The 26,627-nt window shown below is 66.0% G+C and carries 23 protein-coding genes; 7 read left to right on the top strand and 16 right to left on the bottom strand.

Annotated features, from left to right (window positions below):
- Nucleotides 1–48: 48 nt before the first annotated feature.
- The 5 genes from mutL to ALVIN_RS06015 form a co-directional block, all read right to left on the bottom strand.
- Nucleotides 49–1,977, bottom strand: coding sequence for a DNA mismatch repair endonuclease MutL (mutL, locus tag ALVIN_RS06035; protein WP_012970435.1), 1,929 nt, complete (start codon nt 1,975–1,977; stop codon nt 49–51).
- Between the two features lie 66 nt (nt 1,978–2,043).
- Nucleotides 2,044–3,432: an N-acetylmuramoyl-L-alanine amidase family protein gene (locus ALVIN_RS06030; RefSeq protein ID WP_012970434.1), complete on the bottom strand. Its 1,389-nt coding sequence runs from the start codon at nt 3,430–3,432 to the stop codon at nt 2,044–2,046.
- Nucleotides 3,433–3,532: 100 nt separating this feature from the next.
- Nucleotides 3,533–4,039, bottom strand: coding sequence for a tRNA (adenosine(37)-N6)-threonylcarbamoyltransferase complex ATPase subunit type 1 TsaE (tsaE, locus tag ALVIN_RS06025; RefSeq protein WP_012970433.1), 507 nt, complete (start codon nt 4,037–4,039; stop codon nt 3,533–3,535).
- Between the two features lies 1 nt (nt 4,040).
- Nucleotides 4,041–5,573, bottom strand: coding sequence for a bifunctional ADP-dependent NAD(P)H-hydrate dehydratase/NAD(P)H-hydrate epimerase (locus ALVIN_RS06020; RefSeq protein WP_012970432.1), 1,533 nt, complete (start codon nt 5,571–5,573; stop codon nt 4,041–4,043).
- The gene (locus tag ALVIN_RS06015) at nt 5,570–6,631 is read right to left on the bottom strand and encodes a PilZ domain-containing protein (protein ID WP_043795544.1); all 1,062 of its coding nucleotides are present in this window, start codon (nt 6,629–6,631) and stop codon (nt 5,570–5,572) included. The genes ALVIN_RS06020 and ALVIN_RS06015 overlap by 4 nt, the downstream gene beginning before the upstream one ends.
- A 176-nt stretch (nt 6,632–6,807) precedes the next feature.
- On the opposite strand from ALVIN_RS06015, the gene ALVIN_RS06010 reads away from it, so the two are divergent.
- The 3 genes from ALVIN_RS06010 (at nt 6,808) to ALVIN_RS06000 (ending at nt 9,649) form a co-directional block, all read left to right on the top strand.
- Nucleotides 6,808–8,526, top strand: coding sequence for a proline--tRNA ligase (locus ALVIN_RS06010; protein ID WP_012970430.1), 1,719 nt, complete (start codon nt 6,808–6,810; stop codon nt 8,524–8,526).
- A gap of 125 nt (nt 8,527–8,651) precedes the next feature.
- Nucleotides 8,652–9,167 carry a 3-hydroxyacyl-[acyl-carrier-protein] dehydratase FabA gene (gene fabA / locus ALVIN_RS06005; RefSeq protein ID WP_012970429.1) on the top strand — a complete coding sequence of 172 codons (516 nt, stop codon included), beginning with the start codon at nt 8,652–8,654 and terminating at the stop codon, nt 9,165–9,167.
- Between the two features lie 50 nt (nt 9,168–9,217).
- A complete protein-coding gene (locus ALVIN_RS06000; RefSeq protein ID WP_012970428.1) occupies nt 9,218–9,649 on the top strand; it encodes a DNA polymerase III subunit chi in 432 nt (143 codons plus the stop codon).
- 11 nt (nt 9,650–9,660) lie between these two features.
- Here the strand turns inward: ALVIN_RS06000 and ALVIN_RS05995 are convergent, their stop codons facing one another.
- The 3 genes from ALVIN_RS05995 to ALVIN_RS05985 all read right to left on the bottom strand — a co-directional run bounded on the left by ALVIN_RS05995 (nt 9,661) and on the right by ALVIN_RS05985 (nt 14,510).
- Nucleotides 9,661–10,782 carry a response regulator gene (locus ALVIN_RS05995; RefSeq protein WP_043795543.1) on the bottom strand — a complete coding sequence of 374 codons (1,122 nt, stop codon included), beginning with the start codon at nt 10,780–10,782 and terminating at the stop codon, nt 9,661–9,663.
- Nucleotides 10,783–10,929: 147 nt separating this feature from the next.
- Nucleotides 10,930–13,176, bottom strand: a complete 2,247-nt coding sequence (gene parC, locus ALVIN_RS05990; RefSeq protein ID WP_012970426.1) for a DNA topoisomerase IV subunit A — start codon at nt 13,174–13,176, stop codon at nt 10,930–10,932.
- Between the two features lie 65 nt (nt 13,177–13,241).
- Nucleotides 13,242–14,510: a multifunctional CCA addition/repair protein gene (locus tag ALVIN_RS05985; protein ID WP_012970425.1), complete on the bottom strand. Its 1,269-nt coding sequence runs from the start codon at nt 14,508–14,510 to the stop codon at nt 13,242–13,244.
- Nucleotides 14,511–14,545: 35 nt separating this feature from the next.
- Here ALVIN_RS05985 and ALVIN_RS05980 point away from each other — a divergent pair, with 35 nt between their 5' ends.
- Complete coding sequence (locus tag ALVIN_RS05980) at nt 14,546–15,025, top strand: DUF2939 domain-containing protein (protein ID WP_012970424.1); 480 nt, start codon at nt 14,546–14,548, stop codon at nt 15,023–15,025.
- On the opposite strand, the gene ALVIN_RS05975 is transcribed toward ALVIN_RS05980, so the two are convergent.
- The 7 genes from ALVIN_RS05975 to ALVIN_RS05945 all read right to left on the bottom strand — a co-directional run bounded on the left by ALVIN_RS05975 (nt 15,018) and on the right by ALVIN_RS05945 (nt 21,464).
- Nucleotides 15,018–16,763: a PP2C family protein-serine/threonine phosphatase gene (locus tag ALVIN_RS05975; protein ID WP_012970423.1), complete on the bottom strand. Its 1,746-nt coding sequence runs from the start codon at nt 16,761–16,763 to the stop codon at nt 15,018–15,020. The genes ALVIN_RS05980 and ALVIN_RS05975 overlap by 8 nt on opposite strands.
- Nucleotides 16,747–17,553 carry a substrate-binding periplasmic protein gene (locus ALVIN_RS05970; RefSeq protein ID WP_012970422.1) on the bottom strand — a complete coding sequence of 269 codons (807 nt, stop codon included), beginning with the start codon at nt 17,551–17,553 and terminating at the stop codon, nt 16,747–16,749. Before ALVIN_RS05970 ends, ALVIN_RS05975 begins: the two co-directional genes overlap by 17 nt.
- Nucleotides 17,546–18,367 (bottom strand): GGDEF domain-containing protein, encoded by an 822-nt coding sequence (locus ALVIN_RS05965; protein ID WP_012970421.1) that lies wholly within the window; start codon nt 18,365–18,367, stop codon nt 17,546–17,548. The genes ALVIN_RS05970 and ALVIN_RS05965 overlap by 8 nt, the downstream gene beginning before the upstream one ends.
- Before the next feature lie 13 nt (nt 18,368–18,380).
- Entirely contained in the window at nt 18,381–18,776 is a 396-nt protein-coding gene (locus tag ALVIN_RS05960) for a DUF1987 domain-containing protein (protein WP_012970420.1), read from the bottom strand.
- A 14-nt stretch (nt 18,777–18,790) separates the two neighbouring features.
- Nucleotides 18,791–19,345 (bottom strand): SiaB family protein kinase, encoded by a 555-nt coding sequence (locus ALVIN_RS05955; RefSeq protein WP_012970419.1) that lies wholly within the window; start codon nt 19,343–19,345, stop codon nt 18,791–18,793.
- A 96-nt stretch (nt 19,346–19,441) separates the two neighbouring features.
- Nucleotides 19,442–20,821 carry a hypothetical protein gene (locus ALVIN_RS05950; RefSeq protein ID WP_012970418.1) on the bottom strand — a complete coding sequence of 460 codons (1,380 nt, stop codon included), beginning with the start codon at nt 20,819–20,821 and terminating at the stop codon, nt 19,442–19,444.
- Between the two features lie 109 nt (nt 20,822–20,930).
- Entirely contained in the window at nt 20,931–21,464 is a 534-nt protein-coding gene (locus tag ALVIN_RS05945) for a ferritin (protein WP_012970417.1), read from the bottom strand.
- Nucleotides 21,465–21,815: 351 nt separating this feature from the next.
- On the opposite strand from ALVIN_RS05945, the gene modD reads away from it, so the two are divergent.
- The gene (gene modD / locus ALVIN_RS05940; protein WP_012970416.1) at nt 21,816–22,670 is read left to right on the top strand and encodes a ModD protein; all 855 of its coding nucleotides are present in this window, start codon (nt 21,816–21,818) and stop codon (nt 22,668–22,670) included.
- Between the two features lie 49 nt (nt 22,671–22,719).
- On the opposite strand, the gene apbC is transcribed toward modD, so the two are convergent.
- Complete coding sequence (gene apbC / locus ALVIN_RS05935; RefSeq protein ID WP_012970415.1) at nt 22,720–23,811, bottom strand: iron-sulfur cluster carrier protein ApbC; 1,092 nt, start codon at nt 23,809–23,811, stop codon at nt 22,720–22,722.
- A 242-nt stretch (nt 23,812–24,053) separates the two neighbouring features.
- Here apbC and metG point away from each other — a divergent pair, with 242 nt between their 5' ends.
- Nucleotides 24,054–26,105, top strand: a complete 2,052-nt coding sequence (metG, locus tag ALVIN_RS05930) for a methionine--tRNA ligase (protein ID WP_012970414.1) — start codon at nt 24,054–24,056, stop codon at nt 26,103–26,105.
- A 161-nt stretch (nt 26,106–26,266) separates the two neighbouring features.
- On the top strand, nt 26,267–26,602 hold the full coding sequence (gene yajC / locus ALVIN_RS05925) for a preprotein translocase subunit YajC (RefSeq protein ID WP_012970413.1): 336 nt from the start codon (nt 26,267–26,269) through the stop codon (nt 26,600–26,602).
- Nucleotides 26,603–26,627: the final 25 nt, after the last annotated feature.

Raw genomic sequence — 26,627 nt, 5'->3', positions numbered from 1 at the left:
GAGCAGGATCGCCCAGGGGCGGGTGTCGAGTGTCGGGTCGGTCAAGGTCTAGCGTCCACGCAGAAAGAGTCGGTCGAGATCGGCATGCGAGAGCCGAACCCAGGTCGGACGGCCGTGATTGCACTGGTCGATGCGTTCGGTGCGCTCCATGTCGCGCAGCAGGGCGTTCATCTCGTCGAGCGTCAGGCGGCGGTTGGCGCGCACCGAGCCATGACAGGCCAGGGTCGCCAGGACGCTGTCGATGGCCTCTTCAAGGCGGGTGCTCTCCCCTTGCGCCGCGAGATCGGCGAGCAGATCGCGGACCAGGGCGTCCATGTCGGCCTGCCGCAGTAGCGCCGGCACTTCGCGCACCACCACCCGGTCGATGCCGAGACGATCCAGCACCAGACCGAGACGGGCCAGTGTCTCGCGCTGTTCCTCCAGACGATCGGCCTCGCGCGGGTCGACCTGGAGACTGTGCGGCACCAGCAGCGGCTGGCTCGTCACCCGGCCCGCGCTCCAGGCGCGCTTGAGCCGTTCGTAGCCGATGCGCTCGTGGGCGGCGTGGATGTCGACCAGAATCAGCCCCTCGGCCGATTCGGCGAGCAGATAGACGCCGTTGAGCTGAGCCAGAGCGAAGCCGAGGGGCGGGAGATCGGTCGCGGCGGCTACGGATGGCTCGGTATCGCCGCCTGCCCGGGCGGCGCGTGCCGCGTCCACCGCTGGGCGCTGAAGTGCCAATGACGCCTGATAGACCCGCCGTCCATCGCCGACGCCGAGCGCGGAAGTCGGGTGACGTGTCCCGACACCGGACGCTCGCGGCGGCGGAGATCGATACTGGATGGCGCTGTCGCCACCCCCTCCGGGTGATCCGGCCAACCTGTCTGGAGCGCCACCGAACGCCCCCGCCGCCATGCCGGAAGTCTCCGGCATCGGCGCATCCGACTCGGCACCGCCCAACACGCCTTGCGCCAGACGCCGTTGCAGCGCGCGCTGGATGAAATCATGCACCTGACGCGACTCGCGAAACCGCACCTCGTGCTTGGCCGGATGGACGTTGACGTCGACCAGACGCGGCGGCAGTTCCAGAAAGAGCACATAGCCCGGATGACGCGCCTGATGCAAAAAATCGCTGAACGCCTGACGAATGGCATGGGTGATCAGCCGATCGCGGATCAGGCGCCCATTGACATAGAAGAACTGCTGATCCGGCTGACTGCGCGAGAAGGCCGGACGCCGCACCCAGCCATGCAGGCGCAAGTCCACGGCCGAGACGTCGATCTCCAGCGACTGCTCGGCGAATCCCGCCCCGAGCAGCCGATCCAGGCGTGCGAGCACGGACTCGGGCCGCCCATCGGCCGCCGGCAACTGATGGACGACCCGTCCGTTGTGACGCAGTTCGAGCGCCACATCCGGGCGTGCCAGGGCCAGACGACGCACCACCTGATCGACATGATCGAATTCGGTCTTCTCGGTGCGCAGGAACTTGCGCCGCGCCGGCGTGTTGAAGAACAGATCCCGGACCTCGACGCTGGTCCCCGACGGATGCGCAGCCGGTCGCGGCCCCTCCAGACGTCCATCGATGGCGACCGCGACCTCCCAGGCCGAGTCGCCCGCCCGATCGGATGCGGCGTCGTCCGAATCCGGACGCACCCGCGAAGTCAGGGTCAACCGGCTCACCGAGGCGATGCTCGGCAGCGCCTCGCCGCGAAAGCCGAGCGTACCGACCGCCTCCAGGTCGGCCAGCTCGAAGAGTTTGCTGGTCGCATGCCGCGCCAGAGCCAGTGCAAGCTGATCGCGCGCAATACCGCGACCGTCGTCGCGCACGCGCAGACGCTTGATGCCGCCCTGCTCCACATCGATCTCCAGCCGCGCGCAGCCGGCGTCGAGACTGTTCTCGATCAGCTCTTTGATCACAGAGGCCGGACGCTCGACGACCTCGCCGGCAGCGATCTGATTGACGAGATGATCGGAGAGGACGCGAATCGGATTGGACATGGATGGATGAAAGACGAACGAAACGCCGACTCAGGGTCGAGCCGGCGTGGCTCCACCCGAAAGACGTCAGGAATCGGTCGGGATGGCGATGACCTGCCCGACCTGGATCATATCGGTTTCGCCGAGGCCGTTCTCGGCACGCAGCGAACTGAGGCTCACGCGATGGCGCTTGGCGATGCCGGACAGGGTATCGCCCTGGCTGATCACATACTCACGCAGACCGCTCGGGCGCGTGCTGGACGCGGATCTCAGCCCATACGCGGCGCTGGAACCGGAACGCTCGATGCTCCGGCCCGCGTCGGCCGCCAGCAGACCCTGAGGCGGATACTTGGCGAAATAGCCCTTGATCCCGGCCTGGATCGCTTCGGCCATGCGCTGCTGATAGGCGTTACTGCGGAGTCGCTGTTCCTCATGGACATTGCTGATGAAGGCCGTTTCGACCAGCAGCGAGGGAATATCGGGCGACTTGAGCACCACGAAACCGGCGCGCTGCACATCGCTCTTGTGCACCGGGCCGACACGCTTGAGATAACGCAGCATTGAGGTGGCCGCCTCGGTACTGTGCTCCAGGGTCGCGTTCTGCGTCATGTCGAGCAACACCGAGGCCAGCACATCGTCGCTCGTCGCCAAATCCACGCCGCCGATGAGATCGGCCTTGTTCTCGCGGTCGGCCAGCCAACTGGCCGCCTCGCTGCTGGCTGCGCCATGCGAGATCGTATAGACCGACGACCCCTGCGCCTCCGGATTGTCGTAGGCATCGGCGTGGATGGAGACGAAGAGATCGGCCTTGTGCTCGCGCGCAATCAGGGTGCGTTCGCGCAGTCCGACATAATAGTCGCCATCACGGATCATCACGGCGCGCATCCCAGGCTCGCGCTCGATCATGCGCTCCAGCTTGCGGGCGATGGCCAGGGTCACGTCCTTCTCGCGCGTGCCGTTCGGCCCGATCGCCCCCGGATCCTCGCCCCCGTGCCCGGCATCGATCGCGACGATGGCCGTGCGCCCACGGCTCGACCAGACCGGCGGGGCCGGAGTCTGATTGGAGACGGTTTGGAATCCGGCGGCCTGAGGCGACTTGGGCAGGAGCTCGACGACCAGCTGGGGCTGTCGCCCACCGGCCTTGGCGGCAAAACTCTTGACGCGCACCGGACGCTTGAGGTCGAGCACGATCCGCAAATCCCCGTTGGGTCGCACGCCGGCGCGCACACCGATCAGCACCGGGTCGTCGGTGCGTGCCGCCGGCAAGGCTCCCCGCAGCCGGGCCCCGGCGATGTCGATCACCACCCGGTCGGGCTGATCGAGGGCGAAGATGCGGTGCGCGACCGGCGCCGTGACGCCGAGGAGCAACTGGGTTCTACCCGAATTCTCTGAATTCCAGTGACAGTCGACCTCCACCGCGACAGCCGACACGGGCAGAGCGATCAGTAGCAGAAAGAGCACGATGAGCCTGTTCACGATGCCGCCTCGAAGCCTGGATGGGGTACGAGCGTCGCTTAAAAGATAGCAGGTCATCGCCGATCTTTCCAAGTCAACTCCGTCGATTAGAGGATGTTTTTCAAGTATCGGCTCGAAGATGTGGCGCAAAGACGACATCGGCGGTAGAAATCACGTCAGCAAGCAGGGTCTGGCCCGATGGGCTCATCGCCATCAGTGTCAGACGCCGTCCCATGTCAAGATGAACGAGCCGGATGCACAGATCCGGCTTGGGCAGGAGACCGGCTCCGCGCGCCGGCCATTCCACGATCCAGATCGAGGCACTCCCCAACAGGTCGCGCAGCCCGAGATAGTCCAGCTCCTCGGGATCGCCCAGGCGATAGAGGTCGAAATGGTAGAGTTCGAACCCCGTCAAAGCATAGGGTTCGACGAGGGTATAGGTCGGGCTGCGTACCGCACCGGAGTGTCCGAGGCCGCGCAGGATACCACGAGTCAGGGTGGTCTTGCCCGTACCCAGATCGCCTTCGAGAAAGATCACGCAGGGCGGCTTCAGGGCCGAAGCCAGACGCGCGCCGAAGGCCATCTGTGACTCGGGGGTGTCGAGTTCGATCTCCAGGGTCGTTTCCATCTTAAGGGTCCACCTCGGTGAGGCCATTGGACAGCGCGCGCAGAGACGCGATGATGTCGGTGGCGATCAGGCCGCGTTCGCCGGCGCGCGCGGCGTGATCGCCCGCTGCCGCGTGCAGGCAGACACCGGCGCGCGCGGCGTCCTCGGCCTCCAGCCCCTGAGCACGCAGGGCGGCGATCACACCGGTCAGGACATCGCCCGCGCCGGCGGTCGCCATGCCGGGGTTGCCGTCACTGCAAACGGCCGGGACGCGCGGTGCCGGACCATGCACGATGGAGCCGGCGCCCTTGAGTACCACCACCCCACCGAAGCGCGTCTGGAGGCGTTGCGCGCCGGCGAGACGGTCGGATTCGATCTCGGCCGTCGTGACACCGAGCAGACGTGCCGCTTCGCCGGGATGCGGGGTCAGCACCCAGTCCGGCCCGGGGCCGGGGGATTCGGCCAGCAGATTGAGCGCGTCGGCATCCACCACCAGCGGATGCGGCCGGGTTCGCACGCGCGCCCAGAGTCCGCGCCCCCAGTCCGTCCGCCCCAATCCCGGACCGATCGCGATCACATCGGCTCGTTCGATCAGGGCCTCCAGGTCGTCAGGGTGCGCGACGGCAGAGACCATCAGCTCGGGCCGATCGAGATTGAGCCAGTCGGCATGGCGCGGATGGGTGGCGATCGTCACCAGCCCGGCGCCGGCGCGCAGGGCCGACTCGCCGGCCAAACGCACCGCACCCGACATGCCGGGCGCGCCACCGACGACCAGAACATGACCGCAATCGCCCTTGTGCGCCATCCGCGAACGGGGTGCGAGCAGGCGCGATTCACGCGCCCAGTCGATCCGGGCCGCCGCCGGGATCTCGCTGGCGTAGACCTGGGCCGGGACGTCGAGCGCGCTGAAGTGGAGTTCACCCCGATACTCGGCGCCGGCACCGACGAAGAGTCCCGGCTTGAGTCCGATGAAGGACACCGTCGCGCTCGCCCGCACCGCCACGCCCAGGACGCGCCCGGTGTCGGCGTGGAGTCCGGAGGGAATGTCGAGCGCTAGCACGGGCGCGCGCTGGGCGTTGAGCGCCGTGATGGCCCCGGCCCAGCGACCCGCCACCGGACGCTCCAGCCCGGTACCGAGCAGCGCATCGACATAGAGATCGGTCTCGCGCGGCAAGCCGAGACAGTCCTCAATGATACCGCCGGCGTCGCGATAGGCGGCCAGACTCAGGGCGGCCTCGCCGCGCACCCGATCTACCTCGCCGAGCTGCAACAGCCGCACGTCCAGGCCATCGGCGCGCGCCAGCCGTGCCACCACATAACCGTCGCCGCCGTTGTTGCCCGTCCCGGCCAGGATGGTGAGACGGCGCGCGTTCGGCCAGCGCGCGCGCAGCACCCGATAGGCCACCGCTCCGGCACGGTTCATCAGCTCGATCCCGGGGACACCGAAACGCTCGATGGCCAGACGATCGAGGCGGCGCACCTGCTCGGCGCGGTAGAGTGCATGGGGCAGACGACCGCCGTCCGGAAGCGGTCGATTCAGGCGAGCGCGCCTCACAGCCGTCCGCCCTTGAGCAGACTGAGACGGTGCGTCGAGACCCCGTAGGCGCAATCATGAACGCTCTGGAGCATCTCCAGCTCCTCCCAGGCCTCCCGCGACCAGGCATCCGGCAGGTCGTTACGGCTCAGAACCAGGCTACTGAAGACCATCTCGAAGTCGGCGACATGGCCCCAGCCGGCGACGAGCCGCGCGATGGCATCGGGGAATTCGGACTCCAGACAGGATCGGATCTCGTCCCTGCCGGCGGCCTCGGTGCTCTGGGCGCTCGCGCTGGAGCGCGCCGTCGCCGCCGCCACCGATCGCAGCCAATCCGGCGCTCCCTCCAGATAACTGAAAACGGAGCTTTCGTCCTCCGTGTCGGACAAGCGATTCAGGACCAGATCGACGAAGGTGCGAATCGTATTGCTCGGATGCTCGAATTCGAGCGACAGGGTGTAGAGCTCGGCCCAGTCGAACCCCTTGACCTCGGACTTGCGCACCTTCGAGACGCGCGCGCGCAGCCGGATGCTCGGCAGATCGAAGGTGCCGGTGATCGACAGGCTGATGCTCTGCCCGACCTGATAGGCCTCGAAGACAGTCACCGTATAGTGGCCCTCGAGGATCTGCAACAGCTTCTGGCGCAGCTCTTCGGTGTCGCAGACCGTCACCTCCAGCTCGCGAAACAAGGCATTCCTGCCACTCGCCCCTGTCGTGGGGTCCGAGGGGTACAGCATCCTGAGCAGTCGCTCCAGGCGACTCTGGCTGCGCGGCGACAGGCTGATGAAGCGCACGGCGGCCAGATACCCGCCCTCATCGTGCGGACGCGCGCGTAGCAGCCGCGCGCGCGCCCGGATGGATTTACCCCGTCGCCATGGCAGGCTCAGCACCAGGATGTCGACGTCGTTGGGTGGGCAATCGGCAAGATGCAGGAGCGCGCCTCCCCAGGAGAGGTCGCGCGTGACGGCACGTACAGGTGCATTCTGACCGGGAATGGTCAGCTCGACTGGAATCCGCAGGTCGATACGTGCCTGGGTGCGCCTCTCCATGGCCATCGATCCCGGTTCCGACTGAGTCATTGATACGCTTTCCACATGAGAACTGTTCGCGACTGGCTCGCATTACTCTACCATCATCGACCCGAGGGTTTCGGCCCCAACCATCGAGTGCATACGGCTCTTTGCGTGCCGGGTGTTGTTTCGACGTCGCCGGACCAATAGACTTCCGCGCTTTACCTGTCGAGATTTCCGATCCGATGCGCACCTCAGAGTTTCCGCTCCAGACCATCAAAGAGACGCCGGCCGACGCCGAGATCGCCAGTCACCGGCTGATGCTACGCGCCGGTCTCATCCGCAAACTCGCCGCCGGTCTCTACACCTGGCTGCCACTCGGACTGCGCGTGCTGCGCCGTGTCGAGCGCATCGTGCGCGAGGAAATGGACCGCGCCGGGGCGCTGGAAGTCTCCATGCCGGCCGTGCAGCCAGCCGAACTCTGGCAGGAGTCCGGGCGCTGGGAACAATACGGCCCCGAACTGCTGCGTTTCAAGGACCGCCATCAGCGCGAGTTCTGCTTCGGCCCCACGCACGAGGAGATCATCACCGAGCTGGCGCGCAACGAACTCAAGAGCTACAAGCAGCTCCCGATCAATTTCTACCAGATCCAGACCAAGTTCCGCGACGAGATCCGGCCGCGCTTCGGCGTGATGCGCGCGCGCGAGTTCCTGATGAAGGACGCCTATTCCTTCCATCTGGACGACGCCTCGCTGGCCGAGACCTACCAGCGCATGCACGAGGCCTACTGCCGCATCTTCACTCGCTGCGGACTCGATTTCCGCCCGGTGAGCGCCGACACCGGCAGCATCGGCGGCAGCGCCTCGCACGAATTCCATGTGCTGGCTTCCTCGGGCGAGGACGCCATCGCCTTCTCGACCGGCAGCGACTATGCCGCCAACGTCGAACTGGCCGAAGCCGTGGCCCTGGCCGAGACAGCGCCCGCGCCGACCGAGGACGCGCGTCTGGTCGAGACGCCCGAGGCGCGCACCATCGCCGATCTGGTGGCACAATTCGATCAGCCGATCGAGCGCGCGGTCAAGACCCTGGTGGTCGCGGCTTCGGATGAGATCGACGCCGATCTGGTCGCGCTCCTGGTGCGTGGCGATCACGAGCTCAATGCCATCAAGGCTCAGAAACTGCCCCAGGTCGCCTCGCCGCTGCGTATGGCGACCGAGGCCGAGATCCGCGCCGCCATCGGTGCCGGCCCCGGCTCGCTCGGGCCGAAGGATCTGCCGATCCCCTGCATCGTCGATCGCACCGTGGCCGTCACCGCCGACTTCAGCGCCGGGGCCAATCAGGACGGCAAGCACTGGTTCGGCCTGAACTGGGGCCGCGATCTGCCGCTGCCCGAGGTCGCGGATCTGCGCAACGTGGTCGAGGGCGATCCGAGTCCGGACGGTCAGGGCACGCTCACCATCGCGCGCGGCATCGAGGTCGGGCACATCTTCCAGCTCGGTCGCAAATACAGCGAGGCGATGAAGGCCACGGTGCTCGGCGAGGACGGCAAGGCGACCGTCATGACCATGGGCTGTTACGGCATCGGCGTCTCGCGCGTGGTCGCGGCCGCCATCGAGCAGCATCACGACGAGCGCGGCATCTGCTGGCCGGCGCCGATCGCGCCCTTCGAGGTCGCGCTGCTGCCGATGAAGCTCGGCAAGTCCTACCGGGTGCGCGAGGCGACCGAGAAGCTCTATGCCGAACTCCAGGCCGCCGGGATCGACGTCCTGCTCGACGACCGCGATGCGCGCCCCGGCTTCATGTTCGCCGACATGGAACTGATCGGCATCCCGCATCGCATCGTCGTCGGTGACAAGGGACTCGACGACGGACAGGTCGAGTACAAGGGCCGCGCCGACGCGGAGATGCAGCTCATCCCGATCGACACCATCGTCGAATTCGTGCGCGAGCGTCTGCGCGCCTGAAACCCGGCGGGCGGACTCCATCGTCCGGGTGGAGCCGCCGCCTCGAAATCAACCCCCAACGCCTGACGCGGCCCTGTGTCGCCCGGCCTCCAGCACGCCCCGCGTGCCTCAATCTAGGATCGAATGTGAACAAAGAAGCCTCTTTCACTCGCGATGAACTGCTCGCCTGCGGGCGCGGCGAGATGTTCGGCCCGGGCAATGCCCAGTTGCCGACGCCCAACATGCTGATGATGGATCGCATCGTGCGCATCGCCAACTTCGGCGGCGCCAACGGCAAGGGCGAGATCCTGGCCGAACTCGACATCCGCCCGGATCTCTGGTTCTTCGAGTGCCACTTTCCGGGCGATCCGGTGATGCCCGGCTGTCTGGGACTCGACGCGCTCTGGCAGATGGTCGGCTTCTATCTGGGCTGGATCGGCAATCCCGGACATGGCCGGGCACTGGGTGTGGGCGAGGTCAAGTTCACCGGTCAGGTGCTGCCGACGGCGAGCAAGGTGACGTATCACATCGACATGAAGCGCGTCATCAGCCGCAAGCTGGTGCTCGGCATCGGCGACGGCGTGGTCCAGGTCGACGGACGCACCATCTATACCGCCAAGGATCTGCGCGTCGGACTCTTCACCTCGACCGACGGCTTCTAGGCCGTGAACACCTGGAACGCGGAGCAACGCGAAGACGAGCCGGTCGCGACGTGACTCGAGTCGATTTCTACAGTCTCGAACCCGACAGCCGGGGTGATCGCTTCATCCTGGCCTGTCGGCTCGTCGAGCGTATCCGCGCCCAGGATCTGCGCGTACTCATCCTCTGCCCCGATCGCGAGGAGGCGCGCCATCTCGACCGTCTGCTCTGGACCATGCGGCAGGAGAGTTTCCTGCCGCATGGTCTGGTCGGGACAGTGGATACGGACCTGACCCCCATCCTCATCAGCCTGGACGGCGCCTCGGAACACGGCTGCCCGGTGCTCCTCAATCTCTCACGCGCACTGCCGGCGGGATTGGAACGCTTCGAACGGCTGTGCGATCTGGTCGACAACGACCCGGCGGTGCGTCAGGCCGGACGCGAGCGTTTTCGGGCGTATCGCGAACGCGGCTACGAACCCGATCACCACAAGATTCGGTTATAGACCGCGCCCCATCAACCGACGGCGAATGCCAGAGCCGCCGTCTCGGCCTCGCCGTAACGGATCGCGATGTCCTGGAATTCATCGAAGCGGATGATGAAGGCATCCACCACGTCGGGATCGAAATGGGTTCCACGCCCGGCGACGATGATCGTGTAGGCTTCCTCGAAGGACATCGGCGGCTTGTAGACGCGCTGCGAAATGAGCGCATCGAAGACGTCGGCCAACGCCATGAGCCGTGCGGCGATGGGGATGTCGTCGCCGGCCAGTCCCTCGGGATAACCCTTGCCGTCCCAGCGCTCGTGATGGTAGTGGGCGATGTCCTTGGCCATGACGAGGAACTCGAGCGGTCGGTCGACGTCGCGCTCGGCCTGCTCGATGGCATCGCGCCCGAGTTTGGCGTGGGTCTTCATGATCTCCCACTCTTCGGGCGTGAGCTTGCCGGGTTTGAGCAGGATGTGATCCGGGATGCCGACCTTGCCGATGTCGTGCAGGGGCGCGGACTTGACCAGCAGATCGATGGCATGCGGCGTGAGGAAATCGGCGAAACGCGGATGATCGGACAGGTACTCGGCCAGCGCGCGGACATAGCCCTGGGTGCGGCGCAGATGGTTGCCGGTCTCGGGGTCGCGGATCTCGGCCAGATGCGCCAGGGCATGGATGCTGACGTCCTGAACCACCAGATTCTCGCTCATGCGTCGCGCCAGCTCGATCTCCAGATAGTCGTTCTGGTTCTTGAGCCAGTCGCGCGCCTGTTTGAGTTCGAGCTGGGTGTGGACGCGCGCACGCAGGATCGGCGGCACGATCGGCTTGGCGATGTAGTCGACCGCGCCGACGTCCAACCCGCGGATCTCGGCCTCGGTGCTGTCCATGGCGGTGACGAAGATGACCGGAATGTCGCGCGTCTCACTGTCGGCGCGCAGACGGGAGAAGACTTCGTAACCGTCCATCTCCGGCATCATGACGTCGAGCAGGATCAGATCCGGTTTGGGTGCGGTCTTGACCACACGCAGCGCCTTGTCACCCGATGTGGCGGCGCGCACGCGGTAGTCGGTTTGCAGCAACTCGCTGAGCACCGCCAGGTTCTCGGGCGAGTCGTCGACGATGAGGATCGTCGCCAGACCAGCATCCATCATTGAGTCTCCGGTATGAGGTCGAGGGGGCGTTGTCCTTCCTGTCCGGCGCGGACCATCGATCTAATGACAGTTGACAAGGGATCTCCAGTTTGTGTGGACCCGGCAAAGCCGTGGGGCGATTCTCGGAAACAGCGCCAAGTCGCCCGCTCAGACCCGCAGCCCCTCCACTCGCTGAAAACCGCGCGGCAGCAGTTTACCACGCCGTCCACGCTCGCCACGGTAGAGCGCGAGATCAGCGGGCTTGAGCGTGAGTTCGCGCTTGCCGGACAGGACGGTCAGGTTCGCGCCCTCCCCCACCACGGCGACGGCGATCAGACGCTCGCCCTCGGCACCGGCGCGTCCGGCGGGGATGCCGATGATCTTGTTGCCCTTGCCGCGCGCCATCTCGGGCAGTTCGGCGAGCGGGAACAGGAGCAGATGCCCGGCCGTGGTGACGGCGGCTACGCTGGAGCCTTCGATCCCGGCGATACGCACCGGGTCCAGGAGGCGCGCCCCGTCCGGCAGGGTCAGCACCGCCTTGCCGCCCTTGGGCTTGGCGATCAGCTCATCGAAGCGGACGATGAAGCCATAGCCGGCATCGGAGGCGAGCAGATAGCGCGTCTCAGCGTTGTCGCCGAGCACGGTGACGAAGCGCGCGCCGGGCGGCGGGTCGAGCCGTCCGGTGAGCGGCTCGCCCTGGCCGCGCGCCGAGGGGAAGGTATGCGCCGGGAGCGCATAACTGCGCCCGGTCGAGTCGAGGAAGACGGCGGTCTGGTTGCTGCGCAGTCGCGCCAGACTCAGGAAGGCGTCGCCGGCACGATAGCTCAGGGTGGTCGCATCGACTTCGTGCCCCTTGGCGGCGCGCACCCAGCCCTTTTCGGACAGGACGACGGTCAGCGGTTCGCTCGGAGTCAGCTCGGTTTCGTCGATGGCGGCAGCGGCGGCGCGTTCGACCAGGGGCGAGCGACGTGCGTCGCCATAGCGCTCGGCATCGGCGGCGATCTCGTCGCGGACCAGACCCTTGAGCGCGCGCTCGTCGCCCAGCAGACGCTGCAAACCGTCGCGTTCGGCGGCCAGTTCGGCCTGTTCGGCGCGGATCTTCATCTCTTCCAGACGCGCGAGCTGGCGCAGGCGGGTGTTGAGCACATAGTCGGCCTGCGGCTCGGTCAGTCCGAAACGCTCCATCAGCACCGGCCTTGGCTCATCCTCGGTGCGCACGATGCGGATCACCTCGTCGAGATTGAGGAAGGCGATCAGCAGGCCGTCGAGCAGATGCAGGCGTTCCAGCACCTTCTCCAGCCGGTGCTGGAGCCGTCGGCGCACGGTCTCGGTGCGATAGATCAGCCACTCGCTCAGGATCTCGCGCAGATCCATGACGCGCGGGCGGCCGTTGAGCGCGATCAGGTTGAGATTGACGCGATAGCTGCGCTCTAGATCCGTGGTCGCGAACAGATGCGACATCAGCCGCTCGACGTCGACCCGGTTGGAGCGCGGAACGATGACCAGACGGGTCGGATACTCATGATCGGACTCGTCGCGGAAGTCCTCGATCATGGGCAGTTTCTTGGCGTTGAACTGCGCGGCGATCTGCTCCAGCACCCGGCTACCCGAGACCTGATACGGCAAGGCGGTGATGACGATGTCGCCCTGCTCGCGGGTGTAGCGGGCGCGCTGCCGGAGACTGCCGTTGCCGGTGCGGTAGAGCTTGAGGATCTCGTCGGCGGGCGTGACGATCTCGGCCTCGGTCGGGAAGTCGGGCGCGGGGATGATCCGGACCAGGTCTTCGAGGGTCGCGTCCGGATGTTCGAGCAGATGGATGCAGGCGCGGGCGACCTCGCGCAGATTGTGCGCCGGGATGTCGGTGGCCATGCCGACCGCGATGCCGGTGGCGCCGTTGAGCAGCAGGTTCGGCAGGCGCGCCGGGAGCAGGCGCGGCTCGTCGAGCGTGCCGTCGAAGTTGGGCTGCCAGTCGATGGTGCCCTGATCGGCCTCGGCCAGCAGTAGCTCGGCATAGGGCGTCAGCCGCGACTCGGTGTAGCGCATGGCGGCGAACGACTTGGGATCGTCGGGTGAACCCCAGTTGCCCTGCCCGTCGATCAGCGGATAGCGATAGCTGAACGACTGGGCCATGAGCACCATGGCTTCGTAACAGGCCGAGTCGCCGTGCGGATGGAACTTGCCGAGCACGTCGCCGACGGTGCGGGCGGACTTCTTGAACTTGGCCGTGGCCGAGAGTCCGAGTTCGGACATGGCATAGAGGATGCGCCGCTGCACGGGCTTCAGGCCGTCGCCGATGTGCGGCAGGGCGCGGTCGAGGATGACGTACATGGAATAGTCCAGATACGCCTTTTCGGTGAAGTCCTTCAGCGGGCGGCGTTCGAGGCCCTCGGCGGTGTAGATGGCAGTGTCCGGCATCGGCAATCTTTGGGTTCTTGAGGTTTCGTTCGATCAGGGAAACGCATGATGCGACATGCACGGCATCAAGACAAATCCGGACGAACGCGCCCGATGGACTCCAGCCGCGCGGCGCGGATGCGCTGATGGATCAGGCGCGGCTCACGCGCCGCGCGTGCGATGGCACCGGCGTCGACCGCTGCGGCGGCTTCGAACAGACGGCGCCAGACATCGGCCTGCGGATACGAACGCTCGGCATAGTCGCCGCGCCCGCGAAAATCGGCCTCGCAGGCGACCAGCAGTTGTTCGAAGCGTTCGGGACGGCGGAAGGCGTCGGTGCGCTCGAAGAGATCCAGGATGGTGCCGGTGCGCAGTTCATCGACCTTGTGGACCCGGCCATGCTCGGCGGCGGTCAGGCGCGCCAGCTCGCGGCAGCGGTTGGGGACGCGGAAGCGGTCGCAGATGGCCTCCACCATCGGCAGACCGCGTTCCTCGTGGCCATGATGGCTGGGCAGGATCTCGGGCGGCGTGGTGCCCTTGCCCAGGTCGTGACAGAGCGCGGCGAAACGGACCTCCAGCTCGGGCGAGATCCGCGCCGCCATGTCGAGCACCATCATCACATGCACCCCGGTGTCGATCTCCGGGTGCCATTTCGGGGTCTGGGGCACGCCCCAGAGACGGTCGATCTCGGGTAGCAGACGCGCCAGGGCGCCGCAGTCGCGCAACACCTCGAAGAAGCGCGCGGGCCGCTCCTCGCCGAGCGCGCGCGACATCTCCTGCCAGACGCGATCCGGCACCAGGGCGTCGACCTCGCCGGCCGCGACCATGGCGCGCGTCAGCTCAAGCGTCTCCTCGGCGATGCGAAAACCGAGTCCGACGAAGCGCGTGGCCAGCCGCGCCAGACGCAGGATGCGCACCGGATCTTCGGCGAAGGCCGGCGAGACGTGGCGCAGGATACGCGCTTTCAGGTCGGCCAGACCGCCATGCGGGTCGATCACCCGGCCGTCGGCGTCCATCGCCATGGCATTGACCGTGAGATCACGCCGCAGCAGGTCCTCTTCCAGCGTCACGTCAGGGTGGGCCTGGACCTGGAAGCCGCGATAACCGGGCGCGGTCTTGCGCTCGGTGCGGGCGAGCGCGTACTCGTCCTGGTTCTCCGGGTGCAGGAAGACCGGGAAATCCTTGCCGACCTGCCGAAAACCTCGGGCCAGCATCTCCTCGACGCTGGCGCCGACCACCACATAGTCGTGCTCGTGCGTGGTGCGTCCGAGCAAAAGGTCGCGCACGGCGCCGCCGACCAGATAGGTTTCGAGTCCCTGGGTCGCGCCCGCGCCGCTAAAGGGTTTAGACTTCAATCGATCGCTCCACTACTGACACTGAGACGACGCTCATGCGATTCATCGGTTATCTCCTGCTCCTGGCGCTCATCGCCTATGGTCTCTGGCCCTATTACAGCCTCTATCGGCTCGACGGCGCCCTCGTGCGCCCGGACACGACCGAGCTGGCCACCCTGGTGGATCTTCCAGCCATCCGCGCCAATTACAAGCGCCGTCTGTCGGCCGGGGTGAGCGGCATGCTTCCGGCGGCCGATCCGCAGAGCGTCAGCGGCTGGATTCAGCAGAATGTCGAGCGGCTGGGCGATTCGGCCCTGGAGCAGACCATCACGCTCGACTGGGTGCGCGAGGCGCTGGGCGATGCGATCACGCGCGTCACGGGCCAGAGTCCGCCCTATCTGATCGGCGCGGTCGATTTCGCCTTCTTCGAGTCCTACGACCGCTTCCTGATCCGGCTCGGCCGGCTCGGCGAGAACGCCACCCACATCCGTCTGTCGCGGATCGGTACCCAGTGGACGATCACCGACATCATTTGATCCCGTCCGCTCCGAGCGGCGGCCTGACGATCGGCCTGAAGGCGATCAGGGTCATGTCGTCGCGTCGCGACTCCTCGGCGCGGTAATCGGCGAGCATCCGGCACAGCCCGGCGATCTGGTCGTTCAGACCGAGTGCGGCGTGCGACTCCAGCCATTCGACGAGGCGTCGCCGCCCAAGCAGGCGGCGCGGCGAGCCGCCCATCTGGTCGGTGAGACCGTCGGTCAGCAGATAGAGGGTCGCGCCGGGCGCCAGGACGAGGCGCTGGGTGGCGATGGCGGCCGGCGGCTTCAGACTCTGGTAGCCGAGATGGCCGCGTGTGCCGCGAAGCGTGCCGATTCCCTTGTCCGGGTCGAGGCACAGCAGCGGAATGCTGCCCACGCCGGCAAACTCCAGAGTGCCCGATCCGACCTCCCACAGCAGGACGGCGGCGTCGAGTCCATCGTCGGAATCCAGCCCGGTCCAGCCGCTCGATCGGTCCTGACCCAGACGCCGCCTGACCCGGCGGTCGATGTCGGCGAGGATCGTCGCCGGCTCCCAGACCGGCGTCTCGCGTAACACCTGCTCCGTCACCGAGGCCAGCACCAGCGTGACGAAGGCGCCCGGCACACCATGCCCGGTACAGTCGGCGAGCAGGATCAGGCACTGATCGCCGCGCCGCTCCAGCCAATACCAGTCACCGCCAACCAGATGCAATGGCTCCCAGTGGACACGGAGTTCGCCGGCATCATCGCCGAGCACCGCCGGATCGGGCAGCATCGTGGTCTGGATGCGCCGTGCATAGGCATGACTTTCGAGCAAGAGCCGATTGGCCTCACTCAGACGCCGATGGGTCCAGTCGAGTTCTTCGAAGGCGCGCTCGACTTCGTCCTTGCGCGTCTCCAGATCGAGCATGGCCTGTTCGAGTGCCTGGGTGCGCTCCTGGACGCGCTGCTCCAGCTCGCGTGTGAGCGCGGTCAGCTCGGCCTGCGCCCGGTCGCGCTGATCGAGTCCATCCTGCGAGGCGCCCAGGAGCCGGCGCAGATGCGCCAGCAGCAGACCCAGTTCGTCGTGCCCATGGCCGGGCAGTTCGGGCGTCGGCCAGTACCCCGGGCGTGTCGGGTCGATCTCGGCGACGGCGCGCGCCAGCCTGAGCAGCGGCCGGGTGATCATGAAATAGAACAGGATCACGACCAGCAGCGAGATGCCGCCCGCGCGCGCAACGCCGAAGAAGGCACTACGTGCGGCCTGTTGCAGGAACCGCTCGGTCAGCCGCTCGGGCGACAGCTCGACCCGGAGTACGCCGACCTCGGTCCGGGCACCATCGGGTTCGACCTGACGCAGCGGTCGGCTGAAATCGGTCATGTCGGCGAAAAGCCCGGACCAGCGATGAAAGGCACTGGCGCCCAGGGGCGGGTTCTGGCGACTGGCGAGCACCCGGCCGAAGTCGTCACGCAGCTCGACGTACCGCACCAGATCGAAGACCAGGAGTCCATCGACGACCCGACTCCCCAGTTCGGGATTGAGCTGATAGAGCGCCTCGGCGGCCGACCCCTCGACCAGATCCAGGGTATTTTCCAGATTCACACGGACCTCGACGCGCATGGCGCGCCAGTCCAGGATCAGTTCGAGCGTACCGACCGAAAGCCCCAGCAGCAGGACCACCAGAAGCGTGACGGCCGCCTGTTTGAAAGTCAGGCCATGTCGAAGCGGAATACGGCTGAGCGTCGTGCCGGCCGCGAGCTCAGTCGACTGCGTCACGGCTTCGATCCGTTTCGCTCAGACCGGCGCGCTCCTTGAGCGCGGATATCCGGTCGGCGCGCTCGACGAGCCAGCGGTCGAAGCGTTCGATCACAACCGGATGATGGCGGGTCGAGAGTCGATAGTCGCCGCGTGCGGACGGAAGACGACGGTCGAAGACAAGGGCGTCAGGATGTCCGAGCAAACGCCGCGACTGATCGCGCGCCACCGCGACATTGGCATAGGCGCCATCGACACGTCCGCTCAGAACCTGCTGGAAGAGCGCACTGAAATCGGCGTTCTCCCTGAGACTGACGGCGCCCGAATCGAGCGCCGCGCGCCAGGCCAGCGGGGTGAAACCCACCACGGTTCCGAGTACGCGCAGCATCGACGCCGGTTGTTCGAGACGCTCGGGCCGCACCAGGGTGCCGTCCAGGTAGGCGACGATGGGACGGCTGTAATGGATGAGCTGACCGGCGCGCGCTTCGGGAGTCCAGCCCGGGTCGTCGGGATATTTGAAGTCGACCCGATCCTGGAGCAGGCTCGCCAGCAGACGCGGTGGCGGCAGCGGCCGATACTCGAAGACAATGCCGGCCTCGGCGGCGAAGGCGTCGAGCAGTTCGCGCCCGAAGCCCTCGAAGTCCCCGGCGTGACCAGCCTGATAGGGTCGGTAGTCGATATTCTCCACGCCCACCACATAGTGCTCGGCCGCCGGAACAGGCGCACCCGTGATGAGCGCCAGGAGCACGAGCAGACCCAGGACACGATCGCCCCACCCCGTGGCGCCATTCGCGCGCGCGCCCCTAGTCATCAACGTCCGGCTCGGTCCCGACCATGACCTGATCGCGCCCGGCACGCTTGGCCAGATAGAGCGCCTGATCGGCGCGCGCGATGGCCTTGTCCAGCGACTCATCGCCGTGAACCGTCACCAGACCGATGCTGACCGTGACCGCCAGCACGTGATCCTTCCACAGCGTGCGGTTCTCGCGCACCCGATCGCAGAGACGCTCGGCGATGGATCGGGCGGTCGCCAGATCGGTCTCGGGCAGGATCGCCAGGAATTCCTCGCCGCCGAAGCGCCCGGCGATATCACCCTTGCGCAGACAGGAGCGCAGCAGGAAACCGAAATCACGCAGCACCTGATCACCGGCGGCATGACCGAAGCCATCGTTGACGCGCTTGAAGTGATCGAGATCCACCATGAGCAACGCCAGATCATGGCCATGACGGGCGCGCCGGCGCTGCTCGTGCTCGCCGAGTTCGAGCACATGGCGCCGCGTATGGGTGCCGGTCAGCTCGTCGAGCGAGGCGATGCGCCTGAGCTCGTGTTCGAGCGCCTCGCGCCGTTCGATTTCCTTGTGCAAGACTTCGTTGAGCTGTTGCAGATCGGCGGCCTGATCCAGGAGCGTGCGATTGGCCGCATGCAGTTCCTCCTGCATCCGATCGCTGATGCGCACCAGCCGCACCGTCTCGCGATAGCCCTCGCGATACGCCTGGGCCAGCACGCGCACCCCGTTGGCGACATCGTCGAGCTTGCCCAGCATGGACTCGGCCTGGCGGATGACCGACTCCTCGTGGGCATAGAGCGAGTAGGTCTCCTGAGGCTCTAGGTCGTGGATGGACATACGGGATCCCGTTTCAGTCGAAGACACACAGCTCGAAACGAGCGGCCTGGAAATCCTCCCTGAAGTCCTCGCCGAACTCCATCATGGTTTCGTCATCGGTCTGATAGTGCCAGTTGACCCGCACCTCGATCCCGTCGCGCGCCGCCGCTTCCAGACGCTGGAAGATGTTCATGAACGCCTTGGCGCTACTGCTGTTGAAATAGGCGAGGCGCAGATCCACGATCAGGGCCGAGGCGGGCGGCTCGGCCCGCAGACGCTCCAGATAGCGATCCAGGGCCGCGATCAGCGGACCGAAGAAGGCCGCCGCGTCCTCCGGGTAGGACTCGCCTTCAAGGCGCAGCTGCTGCCGGTCGAAATCGAAATCGACCAGGGGCGAGCGCTCGGTCTGGGGAAGCTGGAGTCTATCCATCGGTCGGACTGTATTCAGATATAGGCTTTGAGACAAAAGAAGGCGCGATCCGCGTCGAGTTCAGTCAGTCCGAACTCGATCGGGCGCGTCGAGCGGCGCGCGATCTCGATCAGACCGATGCTCGCGCCGCGACTGCCGGCCTCGGGCGGCTCGCGCAGCTTCTCGCGGTAGTAGCTCTTGATCGTGTCGGGATCCATGCGCACCAGCTCATCGAGCCGGACGCGCAGATCCTCGCCCTCGGAGCGCCCGACGATGTTGCCGCAGACCACGAAGAAGTGCGTGGCATCGCGCCCGACCGTGATCAGGCCCGAACTCATCTCGGCCGGAGTGCCGCTGTCGGCGTGCAGCCGCTCGGCCGAGTAGCGGATGATGTTCTGGACCTGTTCGACGAAGATCGAGAAGACACGTTTGGTGACATTGGCGTCGGTCTCCTCCAGGCGCATCTTCTGTTTCAGCGCCTCGCCGAGCGAGAACAGGATGCCCTCGGAGACATAGCCGACGAAGGAGAAAATCACGCCCTGATCGCGCATCCGCTGGTGAACGTCGAAGTACTGGGTGGCGATCGGCATGCGGGCCTCGTTGAGAGCGGTAATTCGCATCGATGACTTAAGGTAGCGACCGAACGGGGCCGAGGTCAATGCAATCCTCGGTCATCTGCGATGCCGTCAACGCCTGGTCACGAGATGGTAATGCATCCACATGCGCAGATGTTTGTAAGTCCGCCCCAGGGTCAGAGCGGCTATCAGCATCAGGCGATGCACCGGCCGCAGGTCGCGGCGCTGCCACAGACCCGAACTCCATTGGGTCTGCTTGATGTAGAGGATGACCGCGCGCCTGTCCTCCGGCGAGACGATCCCGCGAATCATGCGCCAAGGCGATGGCACGACACGCTTGTCGACGAAGCCGCCGACACCGAAGACGTCGTTGTGCTTGAGCGCGGCATAGGCCTCCGAGACCTGGCGGTCGGGCCGCTCGATCAGGTCGTTCCAGAGCTGGCAGGCCTGCTCGCGCAGATCCTGACTGCGGATCGAATGGGCCTCGACATGAGGCGCCCAGTGGCGACAGGCGAAGAGCACGCCGTCCTGGAAGTGTCGCACCACTTCGGCATGGACGGTGTTTTCGGTCGGCTCGCTCAGACGCAGCGCATGCGCGCCTCCTCCCTCCAGGCGATAGCCCATGACGCTGCCGTGCGGCGAATTGCAGAGCATCTCCATCGGCGAGACGGCGTCGAGCAGGTGACTGAAGAACAGACTCAGGTTGGCGTCCGGACCATAGGCGCGCTTGAGACCGTTCGGTGGCTGGGGGTTGAGGAAGCGCTGCAACCCGAGGTAATACCCGAAGAAGCGTGTGTTCGGCAGCAGCAACGCAAGATTGTCCTGGATGGTGCCGCGCCAGCCGATATCGACCAGACCAAAGGGGCCGCGCCCATCGACCAACCCCTGTTGCGCAAAATAGCTCAGAGCCGCGCGCCGATCGGCGGCGATCTTGTCGGAGACGAAGCGCACGAAGACCGGATCGGTGAAGAGCGCTTTGACCCGTACATCGAGCCAGGGATGCACGATGGTCTCTGCGAGCGGCAGGCCGTGCCGTGCGCAGATCGGCTCCAGAGCCTGCGGCTCCAGACCGAGCGAGCGGGCGAGCGCGAACAGCGACTGGCTGTCGTAGAGACTCCAGAGCCGGCGCATCTCGTCGAGACTCACGGTACGCAGCGAAGCCGAGAAGGTCGCCAGCCGGCTGACCTCCAGCAGGCGGCTGTTCGGCAGGCGATGATTGGCCAGACGCCCGTTCGGGACCACGGACGCGAAGACACGCTCGAAGAATTCACCCTCGCGGGTGAAGAAATAGATCGCCTCGACGTCGTCGATGATCGACTGCTCGGCGATGAAAAGCGCCTGACCGACGAACAGCGGGGCGCTCTTGATGCCCAGCCGAAAGATCAACCCCGGCTTGGTCCTGAGATCCTCCAGGAGCGGGGCGGCCGCTGTGAGTGCCGAATGCTCGATGTGATGCTGGAGCGAGAAGCGATCGGTGAGGCGAGCGTTCAAGCGTTCAGCCCTTTGGACACTTCTTGCAACGCTTGCCCTCGCGGTACTTCTTACAGCATTTGTCGGACTTCTTAGCCATGGATCTCGCGTGCCTCGTATAGCCTCGATCTCAGGCTGCGGTACCGGAGGCGGGCGCCGCGCCGGTCGCCATCTGCTTGGCCAGAGCCCCGAGTTCGTTGTCGATCATGAGCAGCGACTGCCCCTGATCCCCGAACAGCCGCACCCGCCCGATGATGTCGTCGACCGTGGCCTCCTCCTCGATCTGCTCGGTGATGAACCATTGCAGGAAGATGTGGGTGGCATGATCCTTCTCGGAGAGTGCCTGATCGACCAGCTCGTTGATGGCCGCTGTCACGGAGCGCTCGTGCTCCAGGGTGCGCTCGAACATGGGGAGCACGCCGCGCTCGACGCTCGCCGGTGCGGCCACGTCGCTGAAGGCGACCGTTGCGCCCTGGTCGATCAGATAGCGGTACATCTTGAGCGCATGCGTCTGCTCCTCGCCATGCTTGGCGAAGAACCAAGCGGCCACGCCCCGGAGGTTCATGGACTCGGCCTGGGCCGAGAGTCCGAGATAGAAATAGGCCGAATACAGTTCGCGATTGATCTGGGTGCTGAGGCGCTGAGCCATGGCTTGGGAAATCATGCTGGGCGTGCTCCTGAGTTGACGGTTCTAAGGCTGTCGACATGGCGGATGTCGAGAGTCCGGACGAATCCTACTGTAATCCATGTGTGATCCGTCGCGCCCGAATACCAGCCGGCGACGACAGACGCGCAGATCGGTCTGCTTTTTGCCTTGATGCTTTTCGATGCGGCCGGCCCCTGTTTGGGACACACTACCAAAAAACCCGCCTTTCGACCTCCCGATGTCAGGGAATCAAGCGTTTGGCGACGGCCGGCCGCGCGAAGCCCGTCTGCTCGCGGCCCCAGGACGCGTGCGCGAAACACGACACCCGCCCATCGGCGAGACTCGATTCGACCCAAGGACACGATACTGATGTATTCGACAGACACACCCGTGCTCAGCGACCACGAACTCCAGGCCCTGCTCGCCGAGGACGTTCCCTTCGGCGATCTCACCACCGAGGCGCTCGGCATCGCCGGACGTGCCGGCCGTATCCGGTTCGAGGCACGCGACCCCATGGTCGTCTGCGGGACCGAGGAGGCGGTGCGACTGTTTGCGCTGTGCGGCGCCCGGAGCGAACTCCAGGCACCGTCCGGACGCACGGCCGAACCTGGAACGCCGCTGCTCACGGCGACCGGGTCGGCCGGCGCGCTGCATCGCGCCTGGAAGAGCGCGCAGACGCTGATGGAATGGTGTTCGGGAATGGCCAGCAGCGCGGCGGCGATCCAGGCCGCCGCACGGCGCGGTCATCCCGACGCCATCGTCGCCGGCACGCGCAAGAATGTGCCTGGAACGCGCCGTCTGGCGGTCAAGGCGTTCCGCGCCGGTGGAGCCGTGATGCATCGCTGCGGGTTGTCGGAGACTATCCTGGTATTCGCTGAGCATCGCCAGTTCCTGACCGACGCCTCACCCGCCACGGCCATCGCCGACCTGCGGCGACAGGCGCCCGAGAAGCGGGTGGTGGTCGAGGTGCATAGCCTGGAGGAAGCGCTCGACTGGGCCAAGGCCGGAGCCGATGTGCTGCAACTGGAGAAGTTCATGCCGGAAGGCGTCGCCGAGGTCGTCGACGCGCTCGGCGCGCGCGGTTTGACAGTGCTGGTGGGTGCGGCCGGCGGCATCAACGCGCGCAATGCCGAAGACTATGTCCGCGCCGGCGCCCGTTTGCTGGTCACGAGCGCCCCACATCAGGCTCCGCCACGGGACGTACAGGTCCGCTTCACGGCCTGAACCGTTTGCGCCCCCTCCCGGCGAGCGAGAGGGGTCGGAGAGCGGGCTGTCAGGTGTTCTGGATCACGATGCGCGGGAACTTGGACGCATAGTCCTTGGCCTGGAGCGAGAGCTTGGCGGCGGTCTTGCGGGCGATCTCGCGATAGATCTGGGTGATACGCGACTCGGGCTGAGCGGCGACCGTGGGCTTGCCGCCGTCGGTCTCCTGGCGGATCTGGATGTCGAGCGGCAGCGCGCCCAGCAGATCGATCCCGTATTGATCCGACATGCTCTGGCCGCCGCCCTGACCGAAGATGTGTTCTTCGTGACCGCACTTGGAGCAGATGTGGATGCTCATGTTCTCGACGATGCCGAGCACCGGCACCTCGACCTTCTGGAACATCTTCAGACCCTTGCGCGCGTCCAGCAGCGCGATGTCCTGCGGCGTGGTGACGATGATCGCGCCCGAGACCGGCACCTTCTGCGCCAGGGTGAGCTGGGTGTCGCCCGTGCCCGGCGGCAGGTCGATGACCAGATAGTCGAGATCCGACCAGTTGGTGTCGTTGAGCAGCTGCTCCAGCGCCTGAGTGACCATGGGGCCGCGCCAGATCATCGGGGTCTCTTCCTCGATCAGGAACCCGATCGACATGGTCTGGATGTCATGGCTGACCATGGGTTCGAGCGTGCGTCCGTCCTTCGACTCGGGCTGGCCGCTGATGCCGAGCATGCGCGGCTGCGAGGGGCCATAGATGTCGGCGTCCAGCAGTCCGACCTTGGCCCCTTCGGCCGCCAGCGCCAGGGCCAGATTGACGGCCGTGGTCGATTTGCCCACGCCGCCCTTGCCCGATGCCACGGCGATGATGTTCTTGACGTTGTCGATGGGCTTCAAGGACTTCTGGACCGAATGGGCCTTGATCTCCCAGCTCACGTCGACTGCGACCGCGCCGACGCCGTCCACCTTTGAGACCCGCTCGGTGAGCGCCTCGGCGATGGTTTGCTGAATCCCCTTGGCCGGAAACCCGAGCACGACCTTGATCCGCACCTGATCGCCTTCGATGGCGATGTCCTGGATGGCATGGGCGGCGACCAGGTCGCGCCCGAGATGCGGCTCCCTGTACTCCTTGATGGCGGATTCGATGGCGTCTTTCGTGGGTTGGGACATGGGGTACTCCACTTGGATTGGGTCGGATGCTGGCTGCAAGTTTGGTATCAGCCGCCGCTAATTCAACGCGGATAAAACCGCGAAAAACGCTAAGGATAAGGCATGGGATGAGTTCCGCGCCAGAGACACCCGGCTGCGGCGACCGCGAATCATGAGATAATTCCCGGCCAAGGGCGCGGGCGCGCAGCGCCGCCCTCGCCGTCCAGACATCCAATCCGCACCCAGAGTATCCGAGCCACTCCATGAGCCAGCCCCGCGACATCCTCATCACCAGCGCCCTCCCCTATGCCAACGGCCCGATCCACATCGGCCATCTGGTCGAGTACATCCAGACCGACATCTGGGCGCGGTTCCAGAAGATGCGCGGTCACAACTGCTGGTACGTCTGCGCCGACGACGCCCACGGCACGCCGATCATGCTGCGCGCGCGCCAGGAGGGCATCACGCCCGAGCAGCTCATCGCCCGGGTCGCCGAGGAGCATCAGGCCGACTTCGCCGCCTTCCGCGTCGGCTTCGACAACTATCACTCGACCCACTCGCCCGAGAACCAGCACTACGCGACCCTGATCTACGAACGCAACCGCGATGCCGGACACATCGCCAAGCGCATGATCACCCAGGCGTATGATCCGGTGGAGCAGATGTTTCTGCCCGATCGCTTCATCAAGGGCGAGTGCCCCAAGTGCGGCGCGCCCGATCAGTACGGCGACAACTGCGAGGCGTGCGGGGCGAGCTATTCGCCGGCCGAGCTGAAGAATCCGCGCTCGGCGGTCTCGGGCGCGGTGCCCGAACAGCGCGAGTCGGATCACTATTTCTTCCGGCTCGGCGATTTCGAGACGATGCTCAAGGAATGGACGCGCGGCGGCAGTCTCCAGAAGGAGGTCGCCAACAAGCTCGACGAATGGTTCGAGGCCGGACTCCAGGAGTGGGACATCTCGCGCGATGCGCCCTACTTCGGCTTCGAGATCCCGGACCATCCGGGCAAGTTCTTCTATGTCTGGCTGGATGCGCCCATCGGCTACATGGCCAGTTTCCAGAACCTGTGTGACAAGACGCCCGGACTGGACTTCGACCGCTTCTGGGGCCGGGACTCGACCGCTGAGCTCTATCACTTCATCGGCAAGGACATCATCTATTTCCATGCCCTGTTCTTCCCGGCCATGCTGCACGGGGCCGGCTTCCGTACGCCGAGCGCCATCTTCGCCCACGGCTTCCTCACCGTCGACGGACAGAAGATGTCCAAGTCGCGCGGCACCTTCATCAAGGCGCGCACCTACCTGGATCACTTGAATCCCGAGTATCTGCGTTACTACTTCGCCGCCAAGCTGGGGTCGAGCGTCGACGACATCGACCTGAACCTCGAAGACTTCACGGCGCGCGTCAACGCCGATCTGGTCGGCAAGGTGGTCAACATCGCCAGCCGCTGCGCCGGGTTCATCGGCAAGCGGTTCGACGGGCGGCTCTCGGGCGCGCTGGCCGAACCCGAGCTGTTCGCTGAGTTCATCGCGGCCGGTGACTCGATCGCGGCGGCGTATGAGAAGCGCGAGTTCAGCCGTGCCGTGCGCGAGATCATGGCGCTGGCCGACCGCGCCAATCAGTACATCGACGAGAAGGCGCCCTGGGTCGTGGCCAAGCAGGACGGACGCGAGGCCGAGTTGCAGGACATCTGCTCCATGGGACTCAACCTGTTCCGGGTGCTGATCGGCTATCTGCGCCCCATCCTGCCCGCCACGGCGGCCGAGTCCGAGTCCTTCCTCCGGATCGATCCGCTCACCTGGGAGGCGCTGGCCACGCCCCTGATCGATCACGTCATCGCTCCCTTCAAACCGCTGATGACGCGCGTCGACCCGAAGCAGATCGAAGCCATGCTGGAGGCGTCCAAGGAAGACCTGAGCGCCACCGGGTCGACAGTGGCCGCCGCCGCTCCGGCCGCAGTCAATCCGCACCTCGAACGCGACCCCGTCGCCGCGCCGATCGACTACGACAGCTTTGCCAAGGTCGACCTGCGCGTGGCCCTGATCCGCGAGGCCCGTCTGGTCGAGGGCGCCGACAAGCTGCTGCAACTCACGCTCGACCTTGGCGGCGAGACGCGCAACGTTTTCGCCGGCATCCGCTCGGCTTATGACCCCAAGGAACTCGAAGGCCGGATGACGGTCATGGTCGCCAACCTGGCTCCGCGCAAGATGCGCTTCGGCGTCTCCGAGGGCATGGTGCTGGCGGCCGGTCCGGGCGGAAAGGATCTCTTCATCCTCAGCCCGGATTCGGGGGCCGAGCCGGGGATGAAGGTAAAGTGAGGCGCGGAGACTCCAGCGTCCCGGCTGTGCGATAATCCCGCGCTGTTTTCGTGGGCCGTCCCTCGACCCGAACGCGACGGCCCGTTTGCGCCCCTTGGCGCCCAATGTGAATCGCCGCTGGTCGCGCGATCCACCTGACACTTGAACCAAGGAACCGATCCATGAGCTTTCTCATCTCCGACGCCCTGGCCCAGGGCGAGGCCGTCGCGCCGGCAGCCGGCGATCCCTTCATGGCCCTGCTGCCGCTGGTGCTGTTTGCGGTCGTCTTCTACTTTCTGCTGATCCGTCCGCAGGCCAAGCGCCAGAAAGAACATCGCAAGATGATCGAGGCCCTGGCCAAGGGTGACGAGATCATCACCATGGGCGGCATGGCCGGACGCATCGCCGATCTCGGCGAGAACTTCGCCCTGGTCGAGGTCGCCGACGGCATGAAGGTCAAGATCCGTCGCTCCGCCGTGGAATCCGTGCTGCCGAAGGGCACGCTGCAGGAACTCTGATCCCGCCTTCCTGATCCGGAGCGGA

Source organism: Allochromatium vinosum DSM 180, assembly GCF_000025485.1.
In the GTDB taxonomy this organism is placed as follows: Bacteria; Pseudomonadota; Gammaproteobacteria; order Chromatiales; family Chromatiaceae; genus Thermochromatium; species Thermochromatium vinosum.
Note: the sequence above shows the minus strand (reverse complement) of the source record. Positions and strands in the feature narration are given on the sequence as shown.

Excerpts from the sequence above, each read along its gene's own strand:
- mutL (WP_012970435.1), bottom strand. The coding sequence starts at position 1,977 with ATGTCCAATCCGATTCGCGTCCTCTCCGATCATCTCGTCAATCAGATC.
- tsaE (WP_012970433.1), bottom strand. The coding sequence starts at position 4,039 with ATGGAAACGACCCTGGAGATCGAACTCGACACCCCCGAGTCACAGATG.
- ALVIN_RS06015 (WP_043795544.1), bottom strand. The coding sequence starts at position 6,631 with ATGACTCAGTCGGAACCGGGATCGATGGCCATGGAGAGGCGCACCCAG.
- ALVIN_RS06010 (WP_012970430.1), top strand. The coding sequence starts at position 6,808 with ATGCGCACCTCAGAGTTTCCGCTCCAGACCATCAAAGAGACGCCGGCC.
- ALVIN_RS05995 (WP_043795543.1), bottom strand. The coding sequence starts at position 10,782 with ATGATGGATGCTGGTCTGGCGACGATCCTCATCGTCGACGACTCGCCC.
- parC (WP_012970426.1), bottom strand. The coding sequence starts at position 13,176 with ATGCCGGACACTGCCATCTACACCGCCGAGGGCCTCGAACGCCGCCCG.
- ALVIN_RS05980 (WP_012970424.1), top strand. The coding sequence starts at position 14,546 with ATGCGATTCATCGGTTATCTCCTGCTCCTGGCGCTCATCGCCTATGGT.
- ALVIN_RS05970 (WP_012970422.1), bottom strand. The coding sequence starts at position 17,553 with ATGACTAGGGGCGCGCGCGCGAATGGCGCCACGGGGTGGGGCGATCGT.
- ALVIN_RS05965 (WP_012970421.1), bottom strand. The coding sequence starts at position 18,367 with ATGTCCATCCACGACCTAGAGCCTCAGGAGACCTACTCGCTCTATGCC.
- ALVIN_RS05960 (WP_012970420.1), bottom strand. The coding sequence starts at position 18,776 with ATGGATAGACTCCAGCTTCCCCAGACCGAGCGCTCGCCCCTGGTCGAT.
- ALVIN_RS05955 (WP_012970419.1), bottom strand. The coding sequence starts at position 19,345 with ATGCCGATCGCCACCCAGTACTTCGACGTTCACCAGCGGATGCGCGAT.
- ALVIN_RS05945 (WP_012970417.1), bottom strand. The coding sequence starts at position 21,464 with ATGATTTCCCAAGCCATGGCTCAGCGCCTCAGCACCCAGATCAATCGC.
- modD (WP_012970416.1), top strand. The coding sequence starts at position 21,816 with ATGTATTCGACAGACACACCCGTGCTCAGCGACCACGAACTCCAGGCC.
- apbC (WP_012970415.1), bottom strand. The coding sequence starts at position 23,811 with ATGTCCCAACCCACGAAAGACGCCATCGAATCCGCCATCAAGGAGTAC.
- metG (WP_012970414.1), top strand. The coding sequence starts at position 24,054 with ATGAGCCAGCCCCGCGACATCCTCATCACCAGCGCCCTCCCCTATGCC.
- yajC (WP_012970413.1), top strand. The coding sequence starts at position 26,267 with ATGAGCTTTCTCATCTCCGACGCCCTGGCCCAGGGCGAGGCCGTCGCG.